Below are 22523 nucleotides of genomic sequence, written 5' to 3' on the forward strand. Positions count from 1 at the left end.
GCGGCCCGGCCGTTGGGACGGCTCAGCCGGTGAGGTCGGGCCGCTGGGTGACGCGGATCGCGTTGAGCAGCGTCTTGCCCTTGGCGGAGACGAACCGGACGTCGAGGCGACCGTCCGTCACGGTGACCGTGAAGCTCTGGGTCAGCGCCTTGCGGTAGCCGGACCGCAGGGCGATGTCGAGGTCGGGGATCACCTCCCGGTCCTCGATCAGGACATCGAAGATCCGGGTGTTGGGCGACTTGCGGTCGACCTCGGCGAAGTCCAGTTCGACCGTGTAGACGCCGTTGGGGACCTGGTCGAAGGCGTAGCCGTACATGCCCTCGCGCGCGGTCTGGAACCGCTTCGGGTCGGTGGTGCCGGCGATGGCCTCCCGGGTGTCCTGGAGCGAGGAGCGGCCCTGGTAGCCGTAGCTGCCGGTGCTGAACTCACGGTCCTTGGTCCAGCCGTCACCGAACGAGTCGGTGAAACTGCCGGTGCCACCGGCGTCCAGGGCGACCTGGTAACCGGGGACCACCACCGTGACCGGGACGGTGAGTTGGGGGGTCCGGCCGCTCGCGGAGCGGATCAGCAGCTGGGCGGTCAGCACCGTGCCGGGTGCGCTGCCCGCGGTGTTCAGGGTCAGCTTGACGGGCTGCTTCGCGCCGGTGCCCAGCTCGCCGGCGGCCGGTTCGACCGCCAGCCAGGCCGCGTCGACCGCTTCGGTGACGGTGTAGGCGGTCGGCGCACCGGAGTTGGCGAGCTCGAAGGTGCGGGTCCGGGTCTGTCCGGCCGGCACCACGGCGGTCAGGGTCGGCACCGAGGCGGTGACCCGTCCGGTCGCCAGGGCCGTGACGGGCCGCTGCACCGCCCCTGCGGTGACCGCGATCGGGCTGTTGGCGGTGGTGTAGTTGGCCGCTCCTGTCTCCAACCGGTAGTCACCGGCGGCGGGTTGGAGCAGATAGCCGCCGTCCGCACCGCTGGTGGCGGTGCCGGCCGTCGCGCCTGCCGCGGTGAGCAGCTTGACGGCGGCGCCGGCCAGCGGCTTGCCGTCGTTGGCGTCGTTCACGGTGCCGCGCACCAGACCGGTCCGGCCGGGTCGGAAGGTGACGGCGAGTCCATTGGTGAGCACGGCGCTGTTCAGCGAGTACTGGAGCGCGTCGGTGCCGGTGGCGTTCTCCAGGCCGATGGTGGCGCCGGATCCGGCGGCCAGGCCGGCGGCGGCCACGTCCTTGTACCGGTAGGTGAAGCTGCCGTCCTCGGCGATGGTGACCGAGAAGGACAGCCGCTGGGTGCGGTCCGAGTAGAAGGCGACGTTGCGCCACTCGACCACGAAGGCCCGGTTGGGCGCGGTGCCGGTACTGGCGGTGTACACACCGGAGTTGGCGTCCAGGTAGAGGTCGTCCCAGAGCGGGTAGAGCGCGCCGTTCGGCAGGCCGGGGGCCGGGATGGCGCCGTTGCTGTAGACGGTGGAGGCGGCCGGGAAGGACAGCACGCCGTCGGTGCTGACGTAGCCGGCGGTGTACACGGCCCCGTACAGCGGGACCGCGAAGGGCAGCGCGACCTGCTCGGCGGCGGTGTCGCCGGTGAGCGCCAGCTTGGTGCTGCCGCCGACCCACGCGTCGGCGGTGGCCGCACAGCGGTACCCGAACGTGTCGGTGCGGACCGGGAGTTCGATGTCGGCGGTGGTGTTGCCGGTGAGCGACAGCGCCTGCTGGGCCGGGTCGGCGCAGCGGTACGGGGAGCTCGCGGTGACCTGGTACTCGCCGAGCGGGAGGGTCAGGCTGTAGCGCCCGGCCGCGTCGGAGCTGGCGCTGACCGGGGTGCCGACGGCGGTGACCACCGAGCCGGCCACCGGGGTGCCGCCGCTGCGGACGGTGCCGGTGACGGTGGCCGAGGGTGCCTGCTCGACCGCGAGGTCCTGGGTGAGGGTCTGGTCGGCGACCACGGTCACCGCCGAAGTGGCGGGCAGGTAGCCGTACTTGGTGACCTTGAGGGTGTAGGCGCCCGCCGCCAGGTTGGTCAGGCTGTACGAGCCGTCGGCGGCGGTGACGGCGGTGCGGTCGATCGCGCCGTGGGCGAGCACGGTGGCACCGGCCAGCGCGGCGCCGCCCGAGCTGACGTGGCCGGCCAGGGTGCCGACCGGGCCGTGCGGCGCGTTGGAGACGGCGGCGTAGGCGTCGAGCCGGCCCTCGCCGAAGATGTTGTTCTTCGCGGCCGTGCCGCCGCAGGCGGTGGCGTCGGTGTCGATGGCGGTGCGGTCCAGCAGCGCCCGGGTCTCGGCCACGTTGCCGCGCAGCGACGGCGAGTAGGACCAGATCAGCGCCACCGTGGCGGCGGTGTGCGGGGAGGCCATCGAGGTGCCGCTGAAGGAGGCGTAGCCCGCGCCGGGCACGCTGGAGCGGACGTTCTCACCGGGGGCGGCGAGGTCGGGCTTGATCTGCCCGCTCTCGCCGGGGCCGCGGGAGGAGAAGCTGGAGATGGCGCCGGCACTGTTGAAGGAGCCGGAGGAGTAGCCGTTGCCGTAACCGCCCGGGTAGCCGTTGGAGTTGCAGCCGGGGCCGCTGTTGCCGTTGGAGAACGCGGGGAAGATCCCGGCGTCCACCCACGCCTGCACCGTCAGCCGGTACCAGTCGTCGTACAGCGTGCCGCCCCAGGAGTTGTTCACCACGTCGGGGGCGAGGTCCGGCCGGGGGTTGTTGCCGTTCAGGTCGGTGGGCGCGATCACCCACTGGCCGGCGGCGAGCAGCGAGGCGTCCGAGCAGCTGTTGCTCTCGCAACCCTTGGCCGCGATCCAGCGGGCGCCGGGAGCCACCCCGATCCTGTCCACCCCGACGGATCCCACCATGGTGCCCATGGTGTGGGTGCCGTGGTCGTTGTTGTCGCAGGGTGCGGCAGCGGGGCAGATCGCCGCCGGATCGAACCAGTTGTAGTTGTGGTCGTAGGCGCCGTCCGAACTACGGCCCCGGTACTGGGCGTTGACCGCCGGGTGGGTGTAGTCCACACCCGAGTCGATATTGGCGATGACAATACCCTCACCCCGATCGCCCAGCTCGTCCCAGACCCTCGGCGCACCGATCCGGTCGATGTTCCACTCGACCGCGTCCTGCGCCTTGGGCTCGGCGGTCCCGGGGACCACCTCGTCCAGCTTCACGGTCTGCTCGGCCCGGATCGAGGCCACCTCGGGCTGCTCGGCGATCCGCTCCAGCAGCTTGCGGTCACCGGTGACCCGGATGGCGTTGACGATCCAGTACGAGCGGTAGTCCGCCCGCACCGCGTCCAGCAGCCCGCGCAGGTTGGCCTGGGTGGCGTCGGCGTGCGCGGTCTTGGCCCGGAGCAGCGCCGCGGCCTTGGCCGGTTTGGTGGTGGCGCGCTGCGCATCCACCGTGGTGGCCTGGGAGTTGAGCTGGACCCAGTACACCGCCTTGTCGTCGTCGGCCAGTTGCTCCAGCACCTTCGCCTCGATCTTGGCGGCGGGTGCGGGGGATGCCGGGGGCGCGGGTACGGCTGCGAATGCCGGTGCGGCGAGACTGACCGTCGGGAGGGCAATCGCGACGAGCAGCCCGGTCAGGGCCGTTCGCCAACGGCTGGCGCGTAATGCCACGGATTCTCCTTCACGCAGTGGCGGCAGCCGAGTTCGGCTGCCGCGCGGACGGGTGAGAACAGTGGTGCGGTCGCCATCCCTGCCCGGGAGCACGCGCCCGGGAAACCGGATCCTGGTGGCGTGGCCATGCCATGGCATGCACATGAGGCCGCCGCTCAGCTTTCTGACGTATGGTCAGCCGGGGTGCACTTGCAGTAACCGGCACAACGCGTCGACGGGCCGGGCGATGCCCGGCCCGGCCCGTCGAGCTGCGGCTAGAGGTCCAGCTGGTACTGGTGGGTGGTGTGCGTGGGTGTGTAGCCGAGGCTGTCGTTGATGTCTCGCATCGGCCCGTTGCTGGCGGCGGTGTCGGTCAGGAGGCCGTCGAGGCCCGGCTGGTGCCGGCAGGCCTGCCGGATCGACTCGGCCTTCATCCAGCGGCCGAGGCCGTGCCCACGGTGCTCGGGCAGGACGCCGGTGCCGTAGTGCTGACCGTCGCCCGTGCCGTTGCCAGGGGTGACGAGTTCGGTGAATCCGGCGATCGAGCCGTTGGAGGTGTCGATGGCGACGACCGTGTGCAGCTGCTCGCCGCGCATCTCGATGGCCTTCGCCGCAGCCCGGACCCGGTCCACGTCCCAGGCCACGGTGCCGTAGTCGGTGTCTTCCATGGGCATGTCGTCCATGGCGCGCCGTGAGGCGGCGAACGTTCGGGCCAGGTCGTCGGGGACGGTTCCCTGCCAGGCCGCCAACTGGTAGCCGGGATGCGGCTGTTCGACGATCCCGGTGAGGCGGGCGGTGTCCACCTCGGCCAGCGGCAGGCGGGCGAACACCAGGGTGAGGACCCTGCGAAAGCCGCGCGCCGCCAGGAACCGGTCACCGGGCGCGCCGTCCTCGGCCTGCGCGATGACGCAACGGCGTGCGTTGTCCCGGGCCGCGGCCACGGCGGCGTCGAGGAGCTGCGAGCCGACCTGCCGGCGTCGCTCCACCGGATGGACCTGGAGGGTCAGTTCGGCCAGGTGTTCCTGTTCAGGACTGTCGAACAGGCGCAGAAAGGCCGTCCCGACGGGGATGGAATCGGCGTCGGACGCCAGCCATGCCAGTCGCCGGCTGTTCGCGCCGTGAGCGGGGTCGGTCAGTGGGGTGATACGAGACGACAAGGGGTCTCCGTCGTGAGGAAGTGGCAGAGGTCAACGCTCGGACTCACCTGCTTGGCACTCCTGCGCATCTGCTCCACACCTCCTCGTCGACAGCGCCGGTCCGGAACGTTCGGGACGGCTGGGCGAGGCTAGCTGACCCTCGGTTCCTCGGCAAAGGATTAACGAGTGACCGGCGCTCGGCGCTTTGTCTTCGCCTGCACACGTTCGCGGAGCAACGCCTGGTAGTGGGCCGACTTCTGGCCGCCGAGGTTGAAGTACTCACAGATGTCGGCCACCGCATCGGCGTCGTCCGCGCTGCCGCTGAGGCCGATCTGCACGAGCAACCAGAAGCCCTCCTGCGCCACGGCACGGCACTCGTCGCCCGCCCACTCCACCGGCGACGCGTCTGTGCAGTCCGAACCGGCGGCCACCCGGACCAGCGTGTCGAGGAACTCCCTACGAACCGTCGGTGCCACCTCGCCCGCCAGGGCCGCAAGGATGACGCCGACAGCCGGCGGGGTGCACTCGTGGATGACAGTGCCTTCTTCGACGTGGCCGTCGAGGCTGTAGCCGAATGCGTCCCGGGGCGTCTCGGCAGTCAGCAGCGCCTCGAACAGCAAGGGCACGTGCTCCGCCGAGTCACCACAGATGCACCTCAACGCAGTCCAGTCGTGCCGGGCCAGTTCGGCGCGCACCAATGCGCTGACCGCCATACCCCACCTCCATCCATCAGTGCTTCCCATCACAGGACTTGGACCTGACGCGGCGGCACCACGTCCCTGACGGATGGTCAGGTGACCGACGGGTCGTCGCCGGAGGTCAGCAGGGCGGCTGCGGCGGACCGGACGTCGGCCTCCCAGGTACGGAACTCCCCGGGGGAGAACTCCTCGAACTCGCTGAAGCAGGACCGGCAGCAGGCCGCCCGGGCGACGACGCCGATCAGCTGCTCCTCGGCCTTGGTGGCGAGGTCGCCGGTCGTGTGGGTGCCGAGTTCGGCGTAGACCTCGGACGGGGTGAGCTCGTCGGCGGCCAACCGGCCTGCCAGGTGGTGCACCAGGTGGCGCTCGGCGGCGGCCCCGGACGGGACGGGGTGGCCGAGTTCGTCCAGGGCCTGGCGGATCATCGGGTCGAGGTCGCTCCAGCGCTCCCGTCCACTGCATCCGGCCAACTCCCGCAGGGCGGGCGAATCGTGATCCCCCGCCAGCAGCCGGGCTGCGGCCATCGGCAGGTCCTCCGAGCGGACCTGGTGGGCGGCGTACTGCCAGGCCAGGGTGAAAGCGGCGTCCATGACGCCATCCTGCCGCCCGGGCCGAGCCGGTGGCCAGCCGTTTTGGCGGCGGCCCGGCTGCGGCCCGGGGGCCGGGGGGACGGTGAGTACCGTCGGGCACACGTCAGCCAGGCGTGAGGAGGCAGAACTCGTTTCCCTCCGGATCGGCCAGCACCGTCCAGGAGATGGCGGACGGGTCGATCCCGGGGTCGGTGGCACCCAGGGCGCGCAGCCGGGCCGCCTCGGCTGCCGGGTCGTCACCGGGGTACGGGCGGACGTCGAGGTGGACGCGGTTCCACCCGCTCTTGCGGTCCGGGGTGCGGAGGAACTCGAGGTAGGGCCCAACGCCTGCGGCGGAGCGCAGGGTCGCGTGGTCGTCGGCGACCTCGTGCACCGTCCAGTCCATCGCCTCGCCCCAGAACCGGGCCATCGCCCGCGGGTCGGTGCAGTCGACCACCACGGCGGCGATCGGGCCGGTGTCCCGGTAGAGCGGGCGGGGCTCCAGGACGCAGAACTCGTTGCCCTCCGGGTCGGCCAGCACCGTCCAGGGGACGTCCTCGCCCTGGCCCACGTCGGCAAACGTCGCGCCGAGGGCCAGGAGGCGGTCGACCAGCTCCCGCTGATGGGCGGGCGAGGTGGTGGCCAGGTCGAGGTGCACCCGGTTCTTCACCGTCTTGGGTTCCGGGCGGGCGACGAGGTCGATGCAGACGGCCGTGGGGTCGGGGTAGGCGAAGCCCACGGGTTCGAGGTTGGTCACGCCGGGCCCCTCGCTGTCGAGGCCCCAGCCGAGCGCCTCCGCCCAGAACCGGCCCAGCGCGGAGTCGTCCCGGGCCTTCATGTTGATCTGCACAAGTCGCGTTGCCATACCGACGATCTTAGGGAGCAGCCGTCGGAGCGGGGGCTCCGGGTCGTCGCCCGGGCCCCCGCATCGGGCTCAGCCGACCGTGAGGACGACCTTGCCCGTCACCCGCCCGGTGTCCCCGAGGGCGTGGCCCTTGGCGGCGTGCTCCAACGGGAAGGCGGCCTCCACGACGGCCCGCAGCCGGCCGGCGGCCACCAGGTCGGCGATCGCCTGCAGGTCGGCCCGGTCGGTCTCGACCAGCAGCCCCCGGGCCCGGAGTCCACGGGCGGCGGCCTGCTCGATCAGCCCCTCGGGGATGCTGGTGACCGCGATGGAGATCAGCTCGCCGCCGGGCTTCAGCACGTCCAGGGAGCGGGTGGCCGTGTCGCCGCCGAGCATGTCGAGGACCAGGTCGACCGGGTCGATCGCGGTGAAGTCCTCGGTCCGGTAGTCGACCAGTTCGTCGGCGCCGAGCTCGCGCAGCAGGGCGTGCTTGGGGGCGCTGGCGGTGCCGATCACGTACGCGCCGCGCTCCTTGGCGATCTGGACGGCCAGGTGCCCGACCCCGCCCGCGGCCGCGTGGATCAGCACCCGCTGCCCCGGCTGCACGTCCGCCGCGCCCACCAGGACCTGCCAGGCCGTCAGGGCGGCCAGCGGGATCGCGCCCGCCTGGACGTGGTCGATCGCGGCCGGCTTGCGCACCAGCGCCCGGGCCGGGGCGACCACGTACTCGGCGAAGGAGCCGACGCCGTGCGGGTAGGGCAGCATGCCGAACACCTCGTCGCCCGGCTGATGGATCGTCACTCCGAGGCCGACCGCCTCGACCACACCGGAGACGTCCCAGCCGAGCACCAGGGGCAGGCGGTCGAGGAAGCCGGGGAACTGCCGGTGCTTCCAGTCGGTCGGGTTCATGCCCGCCGCCCGGACCCGGACGAGTACCTCCGAGGGGCCCGGGGCCGGGCGGTCGAGTACGGCCTGGTGCAGGATTTCCGGGCCGCCGTAGCTGGACTGGGTGATCGCGTTCATCGTGGTCATGGACCCAGGATGTCCCGGCTCCGACCTGCGGTGACAGTGGCCCGGGGGCCAGCATGTGAAAGAATCGGGCCATGAGTCCTTCCGTGCACCGCGTCGTTGTCCTGGCCCTGGACGGGGTCATCCCGTTCGAGCTGAGCCTGGCGTCGAGACTGTTCGGCGTCGCCACCGACTCGGACGGGCGGCGGCTCTACGAGGTGGTCACCTGCTCGCTGGACGGCAGGCCGGTCCGGACCGCCGCCGACTTCTCCATCACGGTCGAGCGCGACGCCTCGGCACTGGCCGACGCCGACACCGTGGTGGTCCCGCCGGCCGAGGAGTTCACCGCGATCACCGGACCGGACGTGCTGCCGCGCAGGCTGGCCGAGGCGCTGGGCCTGATCCGGCCCGGCACCCGCATCGTCGGCATCTGCGTCACCACCTTCCTGCTGGCCGCGGCCGGTCTGCTCGAAGGCCGGGCCGCCGCCACCCACTGGCACCACAGCGACCACTTCCGCCGCCAGTACCCCGGCATCGCCCTCGCCCCGGACGTCCTGTTCGTGGACTCCGGCCGGGTGCTCACCTCGGCCGGTGCGGCGGCGGGCATCGACCTGATCCTGCACGTGATCCGCAAGGACCACGGCAGCGCGGTCGCCAACCACGTCGCCCGGCGGTGCGTGGTCCCGCCGCAGCGGGAGGGCGGCCAGGCGCAGTACGTGGAGCAGCCGGTGCCGCAGAGCTCGGGCACCGGTACGGCGTCCACCCGCGCCTGGGCGCTCGACCGGCTGCACGAGCCGCTCCAGCTGGCCGACCTGGCCCGGCACGCGGACATGAGCCGCCGCACCTTCACCCGCCGCTTCCGCGCCGAGGTCGGGCTGAGCCCCGGCCAGTGGCTCACCCAGCAGCGCGTCGAGCTGGCCCGGCAGCTGCTGGAGAGCAGCGAACTGCCGGTGACCCGGATCGCCGAGCGGGTCGGCTTCGGCACCGACGCCACCCTGCGGCAGAACCTGCACGCCGCGATCGGCGTCTCCCCCGGCGCGTACCGCCGCACCTTCCGGGCCTGAGCCGCCACCATCCTCATCCCCAGCCCCCGTCCCGCTCCCGCCGCATGGCTGGCTGCCGCTCGCTCTGAAACGATGGGAACTCTGAGCGATGAGGATCCGCCGATGCCCGAACGTCAGCCCGGCGTGCGCACCCGGCACGTTCTCGACCCGGAGGTGTTCGACACCGCCGTGGTGGCGGTGGCGCTGCTGACCGGCCCGGAGCACGACCTCGTCTACACCAACACGGCCTTCACCGGGCTGTTCGGCCCGCACCGGGTGGGGCTGCCCGCCCGGCAGGCGTTCCCCGAACCCGAGGCCGAGCCCTTCCTCGACCTGCTGGACACCGTCCGCGACACCAACAGCCCCCGCCAGGTCACCACCGCCCGCACCACCGCGCCCCGCGAGCCGGTCACACCCCGTCACTTCGTCTACTCCTGCAGCCCGGTGACGACCCGGCAGGGGGCCGGCATCCTGGCCATCGCGGTGGACACCACCAACGAGACCCAGGCCCTGCAGCGCTACGAGGCGCTGGTCCACGCGGTCTCCCAGATGGTCTGGGTGATGCGTCCCGACGGGACCATGCACGAGCTCGTCCCCGGCTGGGAGCGCGTGACCGGCACGCCCTGGCGGACCCAGGCCGACGGCGCCTGGTACGACCGCATCCATCCGCGCGACCGCGGGCTGCTCCGCCGGGCCTGGGCCGAGGCCGCCGATCCGCCGACCGTCTTCGAGTGCGTCTTCCGCGCCCGCACCGCCACCGGCGAGTACCGCCACCTGCGCACCCGGGCCGTCCCGGTGCTGCAGCACGGCCGGGTGGCCGAATGGATCGGCGCCACCGCCGACGTCGAGGACGGCTGGCGGACCCGGCTGCGCCAGCGGCTGCTGGCCCGGATCGCCGCCACCGCGGGCCCCGGGCTCAAGGAGGCGTTCGGCGCGATGGCGAGCGCCGTCGTCCCGGATCTGACCGACGCCTGCCTGATCCTGCTGCTGCCCCACGACGAGGACGCACTGGCCGGCCACCCCCCGAGCTCGGCCACCCGGATCGCCACCGCCACCCGCCCCGGCCTGCCGCCGCCACCGGCCCTGCGCCACCAGGAGCTGACGCTCACTCCGCTGATGCAGGAGATCATCCGGGACCGTACGCCGCGCACCTTCCTGCTCGCCCCCGGCCGCCCGGTCCCGCCGGACCTGGTGCCCGAGGTCTCGGCCCGCTGGCTGGAGACCGTCGGCGCCACCAGCCTCACCCTCATCCCGCTGATCGTCGACGACACCACGCTCGCGTACGCCGCCGTCGCGAGCTGCGGGGACAGCCCGCCGCCGGGGCCGGGCGACACCGAGCTGCTGCGCGACATCCTGCACCACGCCCAGCAGCCGCTCCGGAAGGTGCTCGACCACCAGAAGGCCCGGCAGACCGCGCTCAGCCTGCAGCGCGCCCACCTCACCCGGCCGCCCGAGGTCACCGGCGCGACCGTGGCGGCCTGCTACCGCCCCGCCAGCAGCACCAGCGAGATCGGCGGCGACTGGTACGACGCCTTCCTGCACCCGGACGGCACCCTGGTGCTCGACATCGGCGACGTGGCCGGACACGACCTGGGCGCGGCCACCGCGATGGGGCAGATGCGCAGCATGCTGCGCGCGCTCGCCTACAACCACCCCCGCACCGTCACCCCGGGCAACGTGCTGCGCCGGCTGGACACCGTGGCCGAGGGGCTCGCCACCGCGCCGTTCGCCACCGCCGTCCACAGTCACCTCACCCGCAGGCCGGACGGGCACTGGAACCTGGCCTGGTCGAACGCCGGCCACCCTCCTCCGCTGCTCCTGCCCGCCCACGGACCGCCCCGCTACCTGACCGCCGCCGGCGCCGACCTCCCGCTGTGCGTGGACGCGAGCACGCCGCGCGCCACCCACCACCGCGTCCTGGCCCCCGGCGACACCCTGCTGCTCTACACCGACGGCCTGATCGAGACGCCCACCACCACCCTCACCCTCGGCCTGGCCCGGCTCGCGGCCACCGCCGACGTCGAGCGCCGCCACCCGCTGCCCGAGCTGCTGCACCGGCTCCAGGCGCTCGCCGACGGCCGCGACGACGTGGCGATGATCGCCTTCCGCCCCGCTCCCGAGCCGGTCTGAGCCCGCCGCCGGGCCGGCCCCGAGCTGCCGCTACGATCCTTCCGATCTTGATCGAACCCGGAAGGACACCCATGAACAGCACTCCACCCCTGGTCGGGGCCGTCGCGAGTGGGCGGATACAGGCCGCGCTGGTCCTCCCCGCGAGCCTGGTCAGCTGCGCACCCGCCTTCGTCGGCAGGGCACCCGGCCCGGAGCTCACCACCTCCGTGGCCGTGGGCGTGCTGCTGTTCGCGATCTCGTTCGGGGCGATGCTGAAGGCCCGGCCGAAGTCCTGGTACCGGACCAGGCTGCAGGCGATGACGGCACCGCCGCTCAACGCCACCGTGGTGCCCCCGGACGAGACCTTCGACCTGTTCTCCCGCGCGCTCACCAAGCCGTTGGCGCTGGGTCTCGCCATCGGGCTCGCGCTGGCCTTCACGACCGGCGCGCCGGTCGGCGCGGCCTTCGCCGCCTTCGCCTGCTTCCTGCTCCTGCGGGCGCACTGGCTGGCCGGCCAGGAGCGGGAGCTGGGCGGACGGGTCGTCACCCCGCACGCACCCGTCCGGGTCCAGCCGGACGATCCGCACCGCGCCGTGTACCTGGAGGTCCCCTTCTACCTCGCCCCCGCCGCGGCCTGACCGACCGTCCCCGGCGCGCCCCGGCACTCCGGCGGGGCCGGAGTGCAGCGAGGCCAAGCTCACACCGTGGAGATCTGCTGCGATTCGGTTCATGACCACTAACCTTCCCCCATGACGGTCCTGCCCCAAGGGCTCCCTCTGGCCGCCGAGTTCCCGGAAACCTCCCGTGAGCAGTGGCAGCACCTGGTCCAAGGCGTCCTGCGCAAGTCCGGCGCGCAGGACCTCTCCGGCGACCAGGCGGAGGATGTGCTCTCCACCGAGCTTCAGGACGGACTACGCGTCCGTCCGCTGTACACCGCCGAGGACAGCCCGGCGGTGTCCGGCCATCCGGGCTTCGCGCCGTTCGTCCGGGGAGGCAGGCCGCAGGGCTCGGCCGAATCGGGCTGGGACGTGCGCCAGCGGCTCACCGACCCGGACCCGGCCCGGGCCAACGAGGCCGCGCTGGCCGACCTGGAGCACGGCGTCACCTCGCTCTGGCTGGAGCTGGGCGGCGACGGGCTCGCCGTGGCCGCGCTGCCGCAGGTGCTCGACGGGGTCTACCTCGACCTGGCCGCCGTGGTGCTCGACGCCGGTGCCGAATTCGCCGACGCCGCCGAGCAGTTGCTGCACCTGTACCGGGAGCGCGGCGTACCCGCCGAGGCCGCGGCCGGCAACCTCGGCGCGGACCCGCTCGGCCTGCTCGCCCGGACCGGCGACGACGCCGGCACCGACGCGCTGCTCGCCGGGGCGACCGCCCTCGCGGCGCGGGTCGGCCGGGAGTACCCGGGCCTGCGCACCCTGACCGTCGACGCCCTCGCCTACCACGACGCGGGCGCCTCCCCCGCCCAGGAGCTCGGCTGCTCGCTGGCCACCGGTGTCGCGTACCTGCGCGAGCTCACCGCGGCCGGCCTGTCGGTCGACGCCGCCTGTGCGCAGTTGGAGTTCCGTTACGCCGCCGACGGCGACCAGTTCCTCTCGATCGCCAAGTTCCGTGCCGCCCGGCGGCTCTGGTCCCGGGTCACCCAGGCCTCCGGCGCCTCGCCGGAGCTGGCGCAGCGTCAGCACGCCGTGACCTCGGGCGTGATGATGACCGAGCGCGACCCGTGGGTGAACATGCTCCGCACCACGGTCGCCTGCCTGGCGGCCGGCGTCGGCGGCGCCGACTCGGTCACCGTGCAGCCGTTCGACAGCGTGGTCGGCCTGCCCGACGCGTTCGCCCGGCGGATCGCCCGCAACACCCAGGCGGTGCTGCTGGAGGAGTCGTACCTGGCCCGGGTGATCGACCCGGCCGGCGGCTCCTGGTACGTAGAGCGGCTCACCGACGAGCTGGCCCGCGCGGCCTGGGCCTGGTTCCAGGAGATCGAGCGGGCGGGCGGCCAGCGCGCCGCACTGACCGGCGGCCTGGTCGGCGAGCGGATCGCCGCCACCTGGGCCAAGCGTTCCACCGCGCTGGCCAAACGGCGCCAACCCGTCACCGGCGTCAGCGAGTTCCCCAACCTCAAGGAGCAGCCGCTGGTCCGCGAGTCGGCCCCCGCGCCGCTCGGCGGCGGGCTGCCCCGGGTCCGGTACGCCGAGGCGTTCGAGCTGCTCCGCGCGCGCTCCGACGCGCACCTGGCCGCCACCGGCGCCCGGCCCCGGCTGGTGCTGGCCGCGCTCGGCCCGGCCGCCGTGCACACCGCGCGGTCCTCGTTCGCCGCCAACCTGTTCCAGGCCGGCGGCATCGAGACCGTCACCGTCGAGGGCACCGAACCGGCCGCGCTGGCCGAGGCGTTCCGCGCCGACGGCGCGGGCGTGGCCTGCCTGTGCTCCAGCGACCCCGGGTACGCGGAGCACGCCGCGCCGGTCGCGGCCGCGCTGAAGGCCGCCGGTGCCGGCCGGGTGCTGCTCGCGGGCCGCCCCGGTGCGCTGGAGGACGACCTCCGGCAGGCCGGTGTGGACGAGTTCGTGTTCGCGGGCGGCGACGCGGTCGCGCTGCTGTCCGCCCTCCTCGACGAGATCGGAGTGGCCCCGTGATTCCCGACTTCGCGGAGATCGGACTCGACCCGGAGGACGCCCCGTCCTCCACCGGCGACCAGTGGCGGGCCGCCTGGCAGCAGGCCACCGGCACCGAGGCCGACAAGCAGGTCTGGGAGACCCCGGAGGGCATCGGCGTCAAGCCGCTGTACACCGCCGAGGACCTGGCCGGGCTGGACTTCCTGGGCACCTACCCGGGCAGCGCCCCGTACCTGCGCGGCCCGTACCCGACCATGTACGTCAACCAGCCGTGGACGGTGCGCCAGTACGCCGGCTTCTCCACCGCCGAGGAGTCGAACGCCTTCTACCGCCGCAACCTGGCGGCGGGTCAGAAGGGCCTGTCGGTCGCCTTCGACCTGCCCACCCACCGCGGCTACGACAGCGACCACCCCCGGGTGACCGGCGACGTCGGCATGGCGGGCGTGGCGATCGACTCGATCTACGACATGCGCCAGCTGTTCGACGGCATCCCGCTGGACAAGATGTCGGTGTCGATGACCATGAACGGCGCGGTGCTGCCGATCCTGGCGCTCTACATCGTCGCGGCCGAGGAGCAGGGGGTGCCGCCGGAGAAGCTGGCGGGGACCATCCAGAACGACATCCTCAAGGAGTTCATGGTCCGCAACACCTACATCTACCCGCCGCAGCCGTCGATGCGGATCATCTCGGACATCTTCGCGTACACCTCGCAGAAGATGCCGCGCTACAACTCGATCTCCATCTCCGGCTACCACATCCAGGAGGCCGGGGCCACGGCCGACCTGGAACTGGCGTACACCCTGGCCGACGGCGTCGAGTACCTGCGGGCGGGGCTGGAGGCCGGTCTGGACGTGGACGCGTTCGCGCCCCGGCTGTCGTTCTTCTGGGCGATCGGGATGAACTTCTTCATGGAGGTCGCCAAGCTCAGGGCGGCCCGGCTGCTCTGGGCCAAGCTGGTGAAGCAGTTCGACCCGCAGAACGCCAAGTCGCTGTCGCTGCGCACCCATTCGCAGACCTCGGGCTGGTCGCTGACCGCGCAGGACGTCTTCAACAACGTCACCCGCACCTGTGTCGAGGCGATGGCCGCCACCCAGGGCCACACCCAGTCGCTGCACACCAACGCGCTCGACGAGGCGCTGGCGCTGCCGACCGACTTCTCGGCCCGGATCGCCCGCAACACCCAGCTGATGCTGCAACAGGAGTCGGGCACCACCCGGGTGATCGACCCCTGGGGCGGCAGCGCGTACGTGGAGAAGCTCACCCACGACCTGGCGGCGCGGGCCTGGCAGCACATCCAGGAGGTCGAGGCGGCCGGCGGCATGGCCAAGGCCATCGACGCGGGCATCCCCAAGCTCCGGGTGGAGGAGGCCGCGGCCCGCACCCAGGCCCGGATCGACTCCGGCCGCCAGCCGGTGATCGGCGTCAACAAGTACCGGGTCGCCACCGACGAGCAGATCGACGTGCTCAAGGTGGACAACTCCTCCGTCCGCACCCAGCAGATCGAGAAGCTGCGCCGGCTCCGGGCCGAGCGCGACGAGCAGGCCTGCCAGGACGCCCTGCGCGCCCTCACCGCCTCGGCCGAGGCCGGTGCCAAGGGCGGCGGTTCGCTGGAGGGCAACCTGCTGGCGCTGGCCGTGGACGCGGCCCGGGCCAAGGCCACCGTCGGCGAGATCTCCGACGCACTGGAGCAGGTCTACGGTCGGCACTCCAGCCAGATCCGTACCATCTCCGGTGTGTACCGAGACGAGGCAGGACCGTCCACCGCCGTGCAGCGCACCCGTGACCTGGTCGAGCGCTTCGGCGAGGCCGAGGGCCGCCGCCCGCGCATCCTGGTCGCCAAGATGGGCCAGGACGGGCACGACCGCGGCCAGAAGGTGATCGCCACCGCCTTCGCCGACCTCGGCTTCACCGTCGACGTCGGCCCGCTGTTCCAGACCCCGGCCGAGGTGGCCCGCCAGGCCGTCGAGGCGGACGTGCACATCGTCGGCGTCTCCTCGCTCGCCGCCGGACACCTCACCCTGGTGCCCGCCCTGCGGGCCGAACTCGCCGAGGCGGGCCGGGAGGACATCACCATCGTGGTCGGCGGGGTCATCCCGCCGGGCGACTTCGAGGCGCTGTACGAGGCCGGGGCCGCCGCGGTGTTCCCGCCCGGCACGGTGATCCCGGACGCCGCCTACGACCTGCTCACCTCGTTGGCCGCCGAGCTCGGCCTCGAACTCGGCCCCGACGCCGCTCCCGACCTCGCCCCCGAGCTGTGAGCCGCTGAACCGATGGCCAGGACGATCGATCTCGACCAGTACCTGTCCGGGGTCCTCGACGGCTCGCGCGCCTACATCGCGCGGGCCATCACCCTGGTGGAGTCCACCCGGCCCGACCACCGGGCGCTGGCCCAGCAGTTGCTCGCCCGGCTGCTGCCGCACAGCGGCCGGGCGGTCCGGGTCGGGGTCACCGGGGTGCCGGGGGTGGGCAAGTCCACCTTCATCGAGGCGCTGGGCACCATGCTCACCGCGCGCGGCCACCGGGTCGCGGTGCTCGCCGTGGACCCGAGCTCCAGCCTGACCGGCGGCTCGATCCTCGGCGACAAGACCCGGATGGAGAAGCTCGCGGTCGACCCGAACGCCTTCGTCCGGCCCTCCCCCACCGCCGGGACGCTCGGCGGGGTGGCCCGGGCCACCCGGGAGAGCATGGTGGTGATGGAGGCGGCCGGCTACGACGTGGTGCTGGTCGAGACGGTCGGCGTCGGGCAGTCCGAGACCACCGTCGCCGACATGGTCGACTCCTTCCTGCTGCTCACCCTGGCCCGCACCGGGGACCAGCTCCAGGGCATCAAGAAGGGCGTGCTGGAGCTGGCCGACCTGGTCGCGGTCAACAAGGCCGACGGTCCGCACGAGACCGAGGCCCGGGCCGCCGCACGGGAGTTGGCCGGTGCGCTGCGCCTGCTCCAGGCGCCGGACGCGGCCTGGACTCCGCCGGTGCTCACCTGCAGCGGCCGCGACGGCAGCGGGCTGGAGGAGCTCTGGGAGCGGCTGCGGCAGCACCGCGAGATCCTCGACGCCACCGGCGGCCTGGACGCCAAGCGCCGCAGCCAGCAGGTCGACTGGACCTGGGCCATGGTGCACGACCAGCTGCTCGCCCGGCTGCACGAGCACCCCGAGGTCCGCCGCCTCGCCCCCGGGCTGGAGCAGCGCGTCCGCGAGGGCACCCTCACGGCCACCACCGCGGCCGACCTGATCACCGCCGCCTTCCACTCGCCGACCGTCAACCCCTGAGCCGTACGCGGGAGTTGCTGCCCGAGGTCCGGGGCGGTCGGGAACAGCCCGCATCCGCCGGGCCGGAGGTGTTACTGTCCCGCGCATGTCCACGACTGAGTCCAAGACCGAGATAGACGCGCTGACGGCCGAGTTCTTCGGCGCCTTCGACAACCGGGGCGGCAAGGCCGCCGATGTGGCCCGGATCAGGCGGCTGATGCTCCCGGGCGGGATCATCGTCTCGACCGGGCCGAAGTTCACGGCGTACACCGTGGACGAGTTCGTCGAGCCGCGCGAACGGCTGCTGTCCGACGGGCGGTTGGTCGAGTTCTCGGAGTGGGAGACCTCCGAGCGGACCGACATCGTCGGTGACATCGCGTCGAGGTTCGGCGAGTACCGCAAGGCCGGGGTGCTGGACGGCGAAGCGTTCGAGGGCGGCGGGACCAAGACCATCCAGTTCGCCCGCACCCCGGAGGGCTGGCGGATCACCGCCTTCTCCTGGTACGACCAGCCCTGACCGATCCGAGCGGCAACAGACAGCAGGGGGCGGCAATGGACCCGGACATCCGACGGGCGCTGAGGCGCGCGCTCGGCATCCTGGCGGCGGCGCTCACCCTGTGCGGGCTCGGCGTCTGGGGCACCGTCACGGCTACCACCGGCTTCGCCTACTCGGCCGGATTCACCGGCACGCCCGGCCATCTGGTCGCCGCCTCCTGCGAGTTGGACCCGGCGGAGGCCAACACCGTCAGCTACTGCCGGGGCGTCTTCCATCCCGACGCGGACGCACCGGCCGTGCCCGAGGCCCGGATCAACAGCCGGGTGGCGCTCGGCCAGGAGGTCGCGGTCCGCTGCGACGGCAGGACCTGCCATTCGGTCGAGACCTCGGTGGGGGTCGCCTGGGCGGCCGGGGCGTTCGCGGCCCTCGCGGTGGTGGCAGCGGGCTGCGGCATCCTGCTCGGCCTGGCCCGGGCGGTGATCCGGACCCGCCGCCCGGAGCAGGTCGCCGTCGGTGCGGCGGTCACGCTGGCCGCGTGCGCCCTGCTCTGCCTGGTGGCCGCCTTCGTCACCTCACTGACGGGGTGAGCTGCCCGCGAGGGCGACGGGTGTCGGCACGACCTGGTGCCGGCTCGCCGCCATGGCGGCCAACCGCTCTTCGCAGCCCTTGCGTTGGAGCACCGAGAGCCCGGCGATCCCGGCTCCGAGGGCGAGCCAGCCGAGCGGACCGGTGGTGAGCACCGCGCCGGTGAGCAGCAGCGGGCCGAGCGACTTCTGCACGGACTGGGCCATGCCCGCCGCACCGAGGTAGGAGGCCCGGGACTCCTCGGGGGCGAGCGAGACGGCCAGTTCCCAGGAGCTGACCGAGCGCATCAGCTCGGCGCCCGAGACCAGGAAGGCCGCGAGCAGCAGGGCGGCCGAGGCGCTCCAGGGCCCGCCACCGGTGCCGAAGGCGATCAGCGCGCAGGCGAGCAGCATGGCGAGTCCGTTCAGGGTGACGGCGGCCGTCGCCCGGCGCACTCCCTCCGCCCAGTGGGAGATCCGGAGTTGGCACACCACCACGAGCACGGTGTTGAGCACCAGGAAGGCCGGGGCCAGCGCGTGCGGGGCCTCGGTGCGGGTGATCAGCCAGAGCGGCAGGCCCACGCCGAGCACGGAGTCGTCCAGGCTCATCGGGACGTCGAGCAGGACGAACCGCAGGTAGCCCCGGTCCCGCCACGGGCTCGCCCCGCGTGCAGCCGCCCGGGGAGCGGCCGGAGCAGCGGGCCCGGCGGCCCGCTGCTCCCCGGTGCGCCGCACCAGGACGGCGGTCACCGCGAAGGACAGCGCGTTGGCGAGCACCAGCGCCCGGTACGCGTCGGCCGTCCCGACGGCCAGGCCGATCGCCGCGAGCCCGGCGCCGACGGCGTACCCGGCGTTCATGGCGGTGCGGGCGAGCGCCTGGTAGGTGGCGCGCTGTCCGTCGGTCGCGCGGGTGGCGAACAGGATCTCCAGTGTCTTGGCGCCCCGCTCGGCCAGGCAGGTCACGGCCATCACGGCGAGCAGCGCGGCGTAGTTCCGGCAGACCAGCAGCAGGAGCATGGTGCCGATCCGGAGCAGGTGACACCAGATCAGCAGGTACCGGGCCGAGTACCGTTGGGCGAGCTGCCCGGCGAGCGGCGAGCCCGCGATGCCCACCACCGCCGCGACGCCGAGCAGCAGCCCGACCTGCCCGGCGTCCAGCCGGGAGACGAAGGTGAAGTACAGCACCGAGGCCGCCGCCCACACCCCCGTCCCCAGCCGGTCCAGGAACTGGGCGAGCAGCATGGTCCGCCCGTCCCGTCCGCCCGGCGGCCGGCGCAGTTGCGCCAGCAGTCCGCCGCCTCGTCGATCACGCATGGTCCTGCCCCCGTCGTCCGTTCGGTACGGGAGCAGCCTGGACCACATGCATCTCGACGTCAAGATACTTGATATCAACAGACCCGGCGGGGAGCGGTCAGGGCTGGAGCAGCACCTCCCGGAGCTCGGCGGTGCACATCATGTAGCCGTCCGGGGTCGGCAGCCGGTCCAGGTAGTGGGCGAAGTCGGACCCGAGCGAGAACACCCGCACCGGCGTGCCGACCGCCTTCCCGGACTCCACCACCCGCCGGACGCCGTCCAGCACGGCCGGGTGGCGGGTCTGGTAGGACTCGGCCACCAGGTGGTTGCTCCGGTCCGCGGCCAGGTAGAACTGGATCAGGTCCTTGGTGCCCACGAACAGCTCGCTCGCCCCGGCGGCACAGATCGCCATCGCGGCGTGCACCGCCGCGGGCGTCTCGATGAACGCCGACATCGGCACCTCGTCCGGCAGTTGGAGGTTGGCCCGGAGCTGGGCGAACTCCTCCGCGTCGTTGACGAACGGCACCGAGAGGTGCACCCGGCCGGCCACCTCGCCGAGCCGCTCCCGCAGCGACCCCAGCACGGCGTGCAGCGCGTCCCGATAGGCGGCCGAGCCCAGCAGCCAGCGGGCGCCGTGCAGGCCCAGCTCGGGGTTGGGCTCGACCGCCACCTCGGCCTGCTCGGTGACGCCGGCGGCGTGGTCGGAGCGCAGGTCGAGCAGGCGCAGCACCAGCCGCTGGTCCGGCAGCAGCGCCTCCACGAAGGTGCACAGCCGGTCCGCGATCGCCTGCCCGTACGCCGCGATCGCGGCCGGGCCGCCGTCCAGCGCGTCGAGCGGGCGCAGCCCGGCCGCCAGGCAGAGGAACTCCTCCCGGATGAAGAAGGACTCGACCCGCTTGGCGTTCGGGCCGGAGGAGTTGATGGTCTGGATGTCCTGGAGGTCGGCGATGACCGCGCAGGCCGAGCCGAGGTCGTCGGGGGTCGGGCTCCCGGTCCTCGGGCCGGGGATCCCGGCGGTCGCGTCGGAGCCGAGCACGATCGACTGGCTCTCCAGGTACAGCGTCACCTCGCCGACCAGGTCGGCGAGATCGGCCTGGTCGACCCGGAGCACCGGGATCCCCCGGCCCCGGCAGAGCGACTGCATGTGGCCGGTGAGCCCGCCCGCACCGCAGACCACCGCACTCGCGGCCACGATCGCTTCGTACAGACCCGCCTCCAGCGAAGGGGCGACGAGAATGGATCCCTCCTGCGGACTTCTGGTGCGGTTGCACGTCCCTCTCAACACGCTCTGCGCACCGCCGGTCAAAAGGAATCCCTGAATCCGTCGCCCGTTCATCTAGACCTCCAGATCTTCGGCGTTCACTATCCCCAGTTGCCGACGGAGCTGCCGCGGTGTCACGGAGACGTCGGTCAGTCGCTCGACCGCGACCCGGTTGACGACCGTCCTGATCAGGAGGCCGCGCCGGGGAGCATCGGTCGGAAGAGCCGGAAGTTCACCGATCGACCCGATGCACGCCTCCAGCCGGGAATCGAGCAGTTCCCGCTCGGTTCGGGCGCGCGTGGCCAACCTTCTCACCTCCAGGACCACAGCCTCCTCGAATCCCTGGTGCACCGCTTCCTCGATGTTGCTGACATGTCCGCCGAATTCAGCCATGTTTCGGGCCAAACCGTCTTCCCGCAGTTCCAGTTGCTCGATCGCACGGGCCGCGACCGCGATCGAATGGTTCTTGATGGCGGCGAGATTGAAGGTGAAAGCACCCGTCCGGCCGTTGCGGACGATCTCGTCGCCCTCGCGCAGCACGCCCACGGCGGAGATCGGACCGGCCGGCTCCCCCTCGGGGGTCAGCAGCGCCCCTTGGTCGTCGACCTCCAGACCGCGCCCGGTGCGCCCGTGCGGCACCGCGGTCCCCCGGCGCAGCAGGTTGCGCCAGAGCGGGCCGCCGACCCGGCTGTAGTCCGACTCCCGGCCGAAGTTGGAGACCACCAGATCGGCCTCGATCCGCTGCCGCTCCCCCGAGCCGGAGGACGCCACCGTGACGGCCAGCCGCCCCGACTCCAGTGGGGTGACCCCCTCCACCTTGCCGACCACCAGCTCCACCGGCCCGCCCGCCGGACGCATCGCCCGCTCGATGATCGCCATCGTGTACTCCACCGCACCGACCCGGAACGCGGCGATCGCCGTACCGAACTCGTCCAGCAGACCACGCAGTTCATCCGACGGAATACGCTCGATGGCCTCGGGAAGATGCGGCTCCCAGGCCTTGGCCACCCGTTCCGGAACCACGCCGGGATCGACCTCGGGGTGATTCCGCGCGACCGTGGAGCAGGCCTGCTCCCATTCGGCCCGGACCCGGGCGAGGAATTCCGCACGATTCCGGTACGGCTCCAACAATGTTTTCGGACAAGGGAGCCTGATCACCCCGTGCTCGTGTCCACCCGGGTAGGTCCGGAACATCGTCCCGGTCTTGGAGATCAGGTGGATCGGTCCGGTGTGCCCCCGGCGTAACAGCAGGCCCGCCGAGTCGTACGCGCTCAGCACGGACCCGACGATCGCGACCGTCGCCTCGGGCGGAAGTGCCGTCAACTTCCGGACACCGGCGGCGGAGTAAGGGTTCCGTACGAAGGACGGGTGCGTCCGCACCTCGGTGGCGAACGGCGGCTCCCTGAGTTCCAGGCCGGTCGCGAGCACCACGTGGTCGGCGGGCAGCACCGTCGCCCCCGGGCCGCCGGCCAGGCCCTCCCCCACCAGCTGGTCGATCGTCACGTCCACGCCGGTGGACCGTACTTCCAGGTCGACCGCCTCGCCGTCCGCCTCGATCAGCACCACCCCGGGGCAGGCCTCCCGCCGGGCCTCGGCGAGCCGGTCGATCAGGTAGTCCTGGAAGATCCGCCGGGGCGCCGGGCCCTCCTCCACGAACTCGAACCCGGCCCAGGGCTCCGGCCAACCCCGGCGGTCCGCCTCGGAGTTGGCCCAGCGGACGAAGTCGTGGACGTCCTCCCGGAACGCCGACATCCGGCCCGCCTGGATGTTGAACACGTGGTCCCAGGGGTTGCCGTCCCGGTGGTACGCGACACCGGCCGAACGGTAGTCGGGCCGCCGCTCCAGCAGCACCACCTCCAGCGGCCTGCGGGCGAACCGGAGCAGCCGGATCGCCGTGGCCGTACCGGCCAGGCCGGCCCCGACGATGAGCACCCTTGGACCCATGCCTGTTCCACTCATGGTCGATCCTCCCCACCGGGGCACTGGGACCCGGCGCATGAAAGACGTGCTGCGGACGCGGATTTGCCGTGCCCAGGCTAGGGGGTGCACCACCCGTCCGGAGGAACACTGCCGACACTGCCCCCACC

At 72.7% G+C, this 22523-nt stretch carries 17 protein-coding genes; 8 read left to right on the top strand and 9 right to left on the bottom strand.

Features of this window, described 5'->3' with window-relative positions; genetic code table 11:
* Positions 1–22 precede the first annotated feature (22 nt).
* From ABT118_RS08360 to ABT118_RS08385, 6 genes are all read right to left on the bottom strand, one after another.
* Complete coding sequence (locus ABT118_RS08360; protein WP_350645951.1) at positions 23–3580, bottom strand: S8 family serine peptidase; 3558 nt, start codon at positions 3578–3580, stop codon at positions 23–25.
* 254 nt (positions 3581–3834) lie between these two features.
* Entirely contained in the window at positions 3835–4716 is an 882-nt protein-coding gene (locus ABT118_RS08365) for a GNAT family N-acetyltransferase (RefSeq protein ID WP_350645952.1), read from the bottom strand.
* A 158-nt stretch (positions 4717–4874) separates the two neighbouring features.
* Positions 4875–5408 carry a hypothetical protein gene (locus ABT118_RS08370; RefSeq protein ID WP_350645953.1) on the bottom strand — a complete coding sequence of 178 codons (534 nt, stop codon included), beginning with the start codon at positions 5406–5408 and terminating at the stop codon, positions 4875–4877.
* Positions 5409–5485: 77 nt separating this feature from the next.
* Positions 5486–5983: a hypothetical protein gene (locus tag ABT118_RS08375; RefSeq protein ID WP_350645954.1), complete on the bottom strand. Its 498-nt coding sequence runs from the start codon at positions 5981–5983 to the stop codon at positions 5486–5488.
* A gap of 103 nt (positions 5984–6086) precedes the next feature.
* Positions 6087–6827 carry a VOC family protein gene (locus ABT118_RS08380; protein WP_350645955.1) on the bottom strand — a complete coding sequence of 247 codons (741 nt, stop codon included), beginning with the start codon at positions 6825–6827 and terminating at the stop codon, positions 6087–6089.
* A 69-nt stretch (positions 6828–6896) separates the two neighbouring features.
* Positions 6897–7829, bottom strand: coding sequence for an NADP-dependent oxidoreductase (locus ABT118_RS08385; RefSeq protein WP_350646302.1), 933 nt, complete (start codon positions 7827–7829; stop codon positions 6897–6899).
* Between the two features lie 80 nt (positions 7830–7909).
* Between ABT118_RS08385 and ABT118_RS08390 the strand changes: the two genes are divergently transcribed.
* From ABT118_RS08390 to ABT118_RS08425, 8 genes are all read left to right on the top strand, one after another.
* On the top strand, positions 7910–8878 hold the full coding sequence (locus ABT118_RS08390; RefSeq protein WP_350645956.1) for a GlxA family transcriptional regulator: 969 nt from the start codon (positions 7910–7912) through the stop codon (positions 8876–8878).
* Between the two features lie 102 nt (positions 8879–8980).
* Positions 8981–10987 carry a SpoIIE family protein phosphatase gene (locus ABT118_RS08395; protein WP_350645957.1) on the top strand — a complete coding sequence of 669 codons (2007 nt, stop codon included), beginning with the start codon at positions 8981–8983 and terminating at the stop codon, positions 10985–10987.
* A gap of 71 nt (positions 10988–11058) precedes the next feature.
* Positions 11059–11604: a hypothetical protein gene (locus tag ABT118_RS08400; RefSeq protein WP_350645958.1), complete on the top strand. Its 546-nt coding sequence runs from the start codon at positions 11059–11061 to the stop codon at positions 11602–11604.
* A gap of 111 nt (positions 11605–11715) precedes the next feature.
* Complete coding sequence (locus ABT118_RS08405) at positions 11716–13596, top strand: methylmalonyl-CoA mutase family protein (protein WP_350645959.1); 1881 nt, start codon at positions 11716–11718, stop codon at positions 13594–13596.
* Entirely contained in the window at positions 13593–15833 is a 2241-nt protein-coding gene (gene scpA / locus ABT118_RS08410) for a methylmalonyl-CoA mutase (RefSeq protein WP_502884500.1), read from the top strand. Before ABT118_RS08405 ends, scpA begins: the two co-directional genes overlap by 4 nt.
* Positions 15834–15845: 12 nt before the next feature.
* Entirely contained in the window at positions 15846–16844 is a 999-nt protein-coding gene (gene meaB / locus ABT118_RS08415) for a methylmalonyl Co-A mutase-associated GTPase MeaB (RefSeq protein WP_350645960.1), read from the top strand.
* An 85-nt stretch (positions 16845–16929) separates the two neighbouring features.
* Positions 16930–17340 carry a Cif family virulence factor gene (locus ABT118_RS08420; RefSeq protein ID WP_350645961.1) on the top strand — a complete coding sequence of 137 codons (411 nt, stop codon included), beginning with the start codon at positions 16930–16932 and terminating at the stop codon, positions 17338–17340.
* 35 nt (positions 17341–17375) lie between these two features.
* Positions 17376–17906 (top strand): hypothetical protein, encoded by a 531-nt coding sequence (locus ABT118_RS08425; protein ID WP_350645962.1) that lies wholly within the window; start codon positions 17376–17378, stop codon positions 17904–17906.
* On the opposite strand, the gene ABT118_RS08430 is transcribed toward ABT118_RS08425, so the two are convergent.
* Genes ABT118_RS08430 through ABT118_RS08440 form a run of 3 tightly spaced genes read right to left on the bottom strand, consistent with a single transcriptional unit; the run spans position 17892 to position 22395 of the window.
* Positions 17892–19274 (bottom strand): MFS transporter, encoded by a 1383-nt coding sequence (locus ABT118_RS08430; protein ID WP_502884501.1) that lies wholly within the window; start codon positions 19272–19274, stop codon positions 17892–17894. The two genes, ABT118_RS08425 and ABT118_RS08430, sit on opposite strands and share 15 nt — an antisense overlap.
* Positions 19275–19293: 19 nt before the next feature.
* Complete coding sequence (locus ABT118_RS08435) at positions 19294–20511, bottom strand: putative PEP-binding protein (protein WP_350645964.1); 1218 nt, start codon at positions 20509–20511, stop codon at positions 19294–19296.
* Positions 20512–22395, bottom strand: a complete 1884-nt coding sequence (locus ABT118_RS08440) for an FAD/NAD(P)-binding protein (protein ID WP_350645965.1) — start codon at positions 22393–22395, stop codon at positions 20512–20514.
* Between the last annotated feature and the right edge of the window lie 128 nt (positions 22396–22523).

It is taken from the genome of Kitasatospora sp. NPDC002040 (assembly GCF_040296785.1).
Taxonomy (GTDB): Bacteria; Actinomycetota; Actinomycetes; order Streptomycetales; family Streptomycetaceae; genus Kitasatospora.

What these genes read in the sequence shown, in the direction of transcription:
- ABT118_RS08420 (WP_350645961.1), top strand. Translation starts at nt 16,930, where the DNA reads ATGTCCACGACTGAGTCCAAGACCGAGATAGACGCGCTGACGGCCGAG.
- ABT118_RS08385 (WP_350646302.1), bottom strand. Translation starts at nt 7,829, where the DNA reads ATGAACGCGATCACCCAGTCCAGCTACGGCGGCCCGGAAATCCTGCAC.
- ABT118_RS08425 (WP_350645962.1), top strand. Translation starts at nt 17,376, where the DNA reads ATGGACCCGGACATCCGACGGGCGCTGAGGCGCGCGCTCGGCATCCTG.
- meaB (WP_350645960.1), top strand. Translation starts at nt 15,846, where the DNA reads ATGGCCAGGACGATCGATCTCGACCAGTACCTGTCCGGGGTCCTCGAC.
- ABT118_RS08370 (WP_350645953.1), bottom strand. Translation starts at nt 5,408, where the DNA reads ATGGCGGTCAGCGCATTGGTGCGCGCCGAACTGGCCCGGCACGACTGG.
- ABT118_RS08405 (WP_350645959.1), top strand. Translation starts at nt 11,716, where the DNA reads ATGACGGTCCTGCCCCAAGGGCTCCCTCTGGCCGCCGAGTTCCCGGAA.
- ABT118_RS08435 (WP_350645964.1), bottom strand. Translation starts at nt 20,511, where the DNA reads ATGAACGGGCGACGGATTCAGGGATTCCTTTTGACCGGCGGTGCGCAG.
- ABT118_RS08395 (WP_350645957.1), top strand. Translation starts at nt 8,981, where the DNA reads ATGCCCGAACGTCAGCCCGGCGTGCGCACCCGGCACGTTCTCGACCCG.
- ABT118_RS08390 (WP_350645956.1), top strand. Translation starts at nt 7,910, where the DNA reads ATGAGTCCTTCCGTGCACCGCGTCGTTGTCCTGGCCCTGGACGGGGTC.
- ABT118_RS08380 (WP_350645955.1), bottom strand. Translation starts at nt 6,827, where the DNA reads ATGGCAACGCGACTTGTGCAGATCAACATGAAGGCCCGGGACGACTCC.
- ABT118_RS08375 (WP_350645954.1), bottom strand. Translation starts at nt 5,983, where the DNA reads ATGGACGCCGCTTTCACCCTGGCCTGGCAGTACGCCGCCCACCAGGTC.
- ABT118_RS08400 (WP_350645958.1), top strand. Translation starts at nt 11,059, where the DNA reads ATGAACAGCACTCCACCCCTGGTCGGGGCCGTCGCGAGTGGGCGGATA.
- ABT118_RS08440 (WP_350645965.1), bottom strand. Translation starts at nt 22,395, where the DNA reads ATGAGTGGAACAGGCATGGGTCCAAGGGTGCTCATCGTCGGGGCCGGC.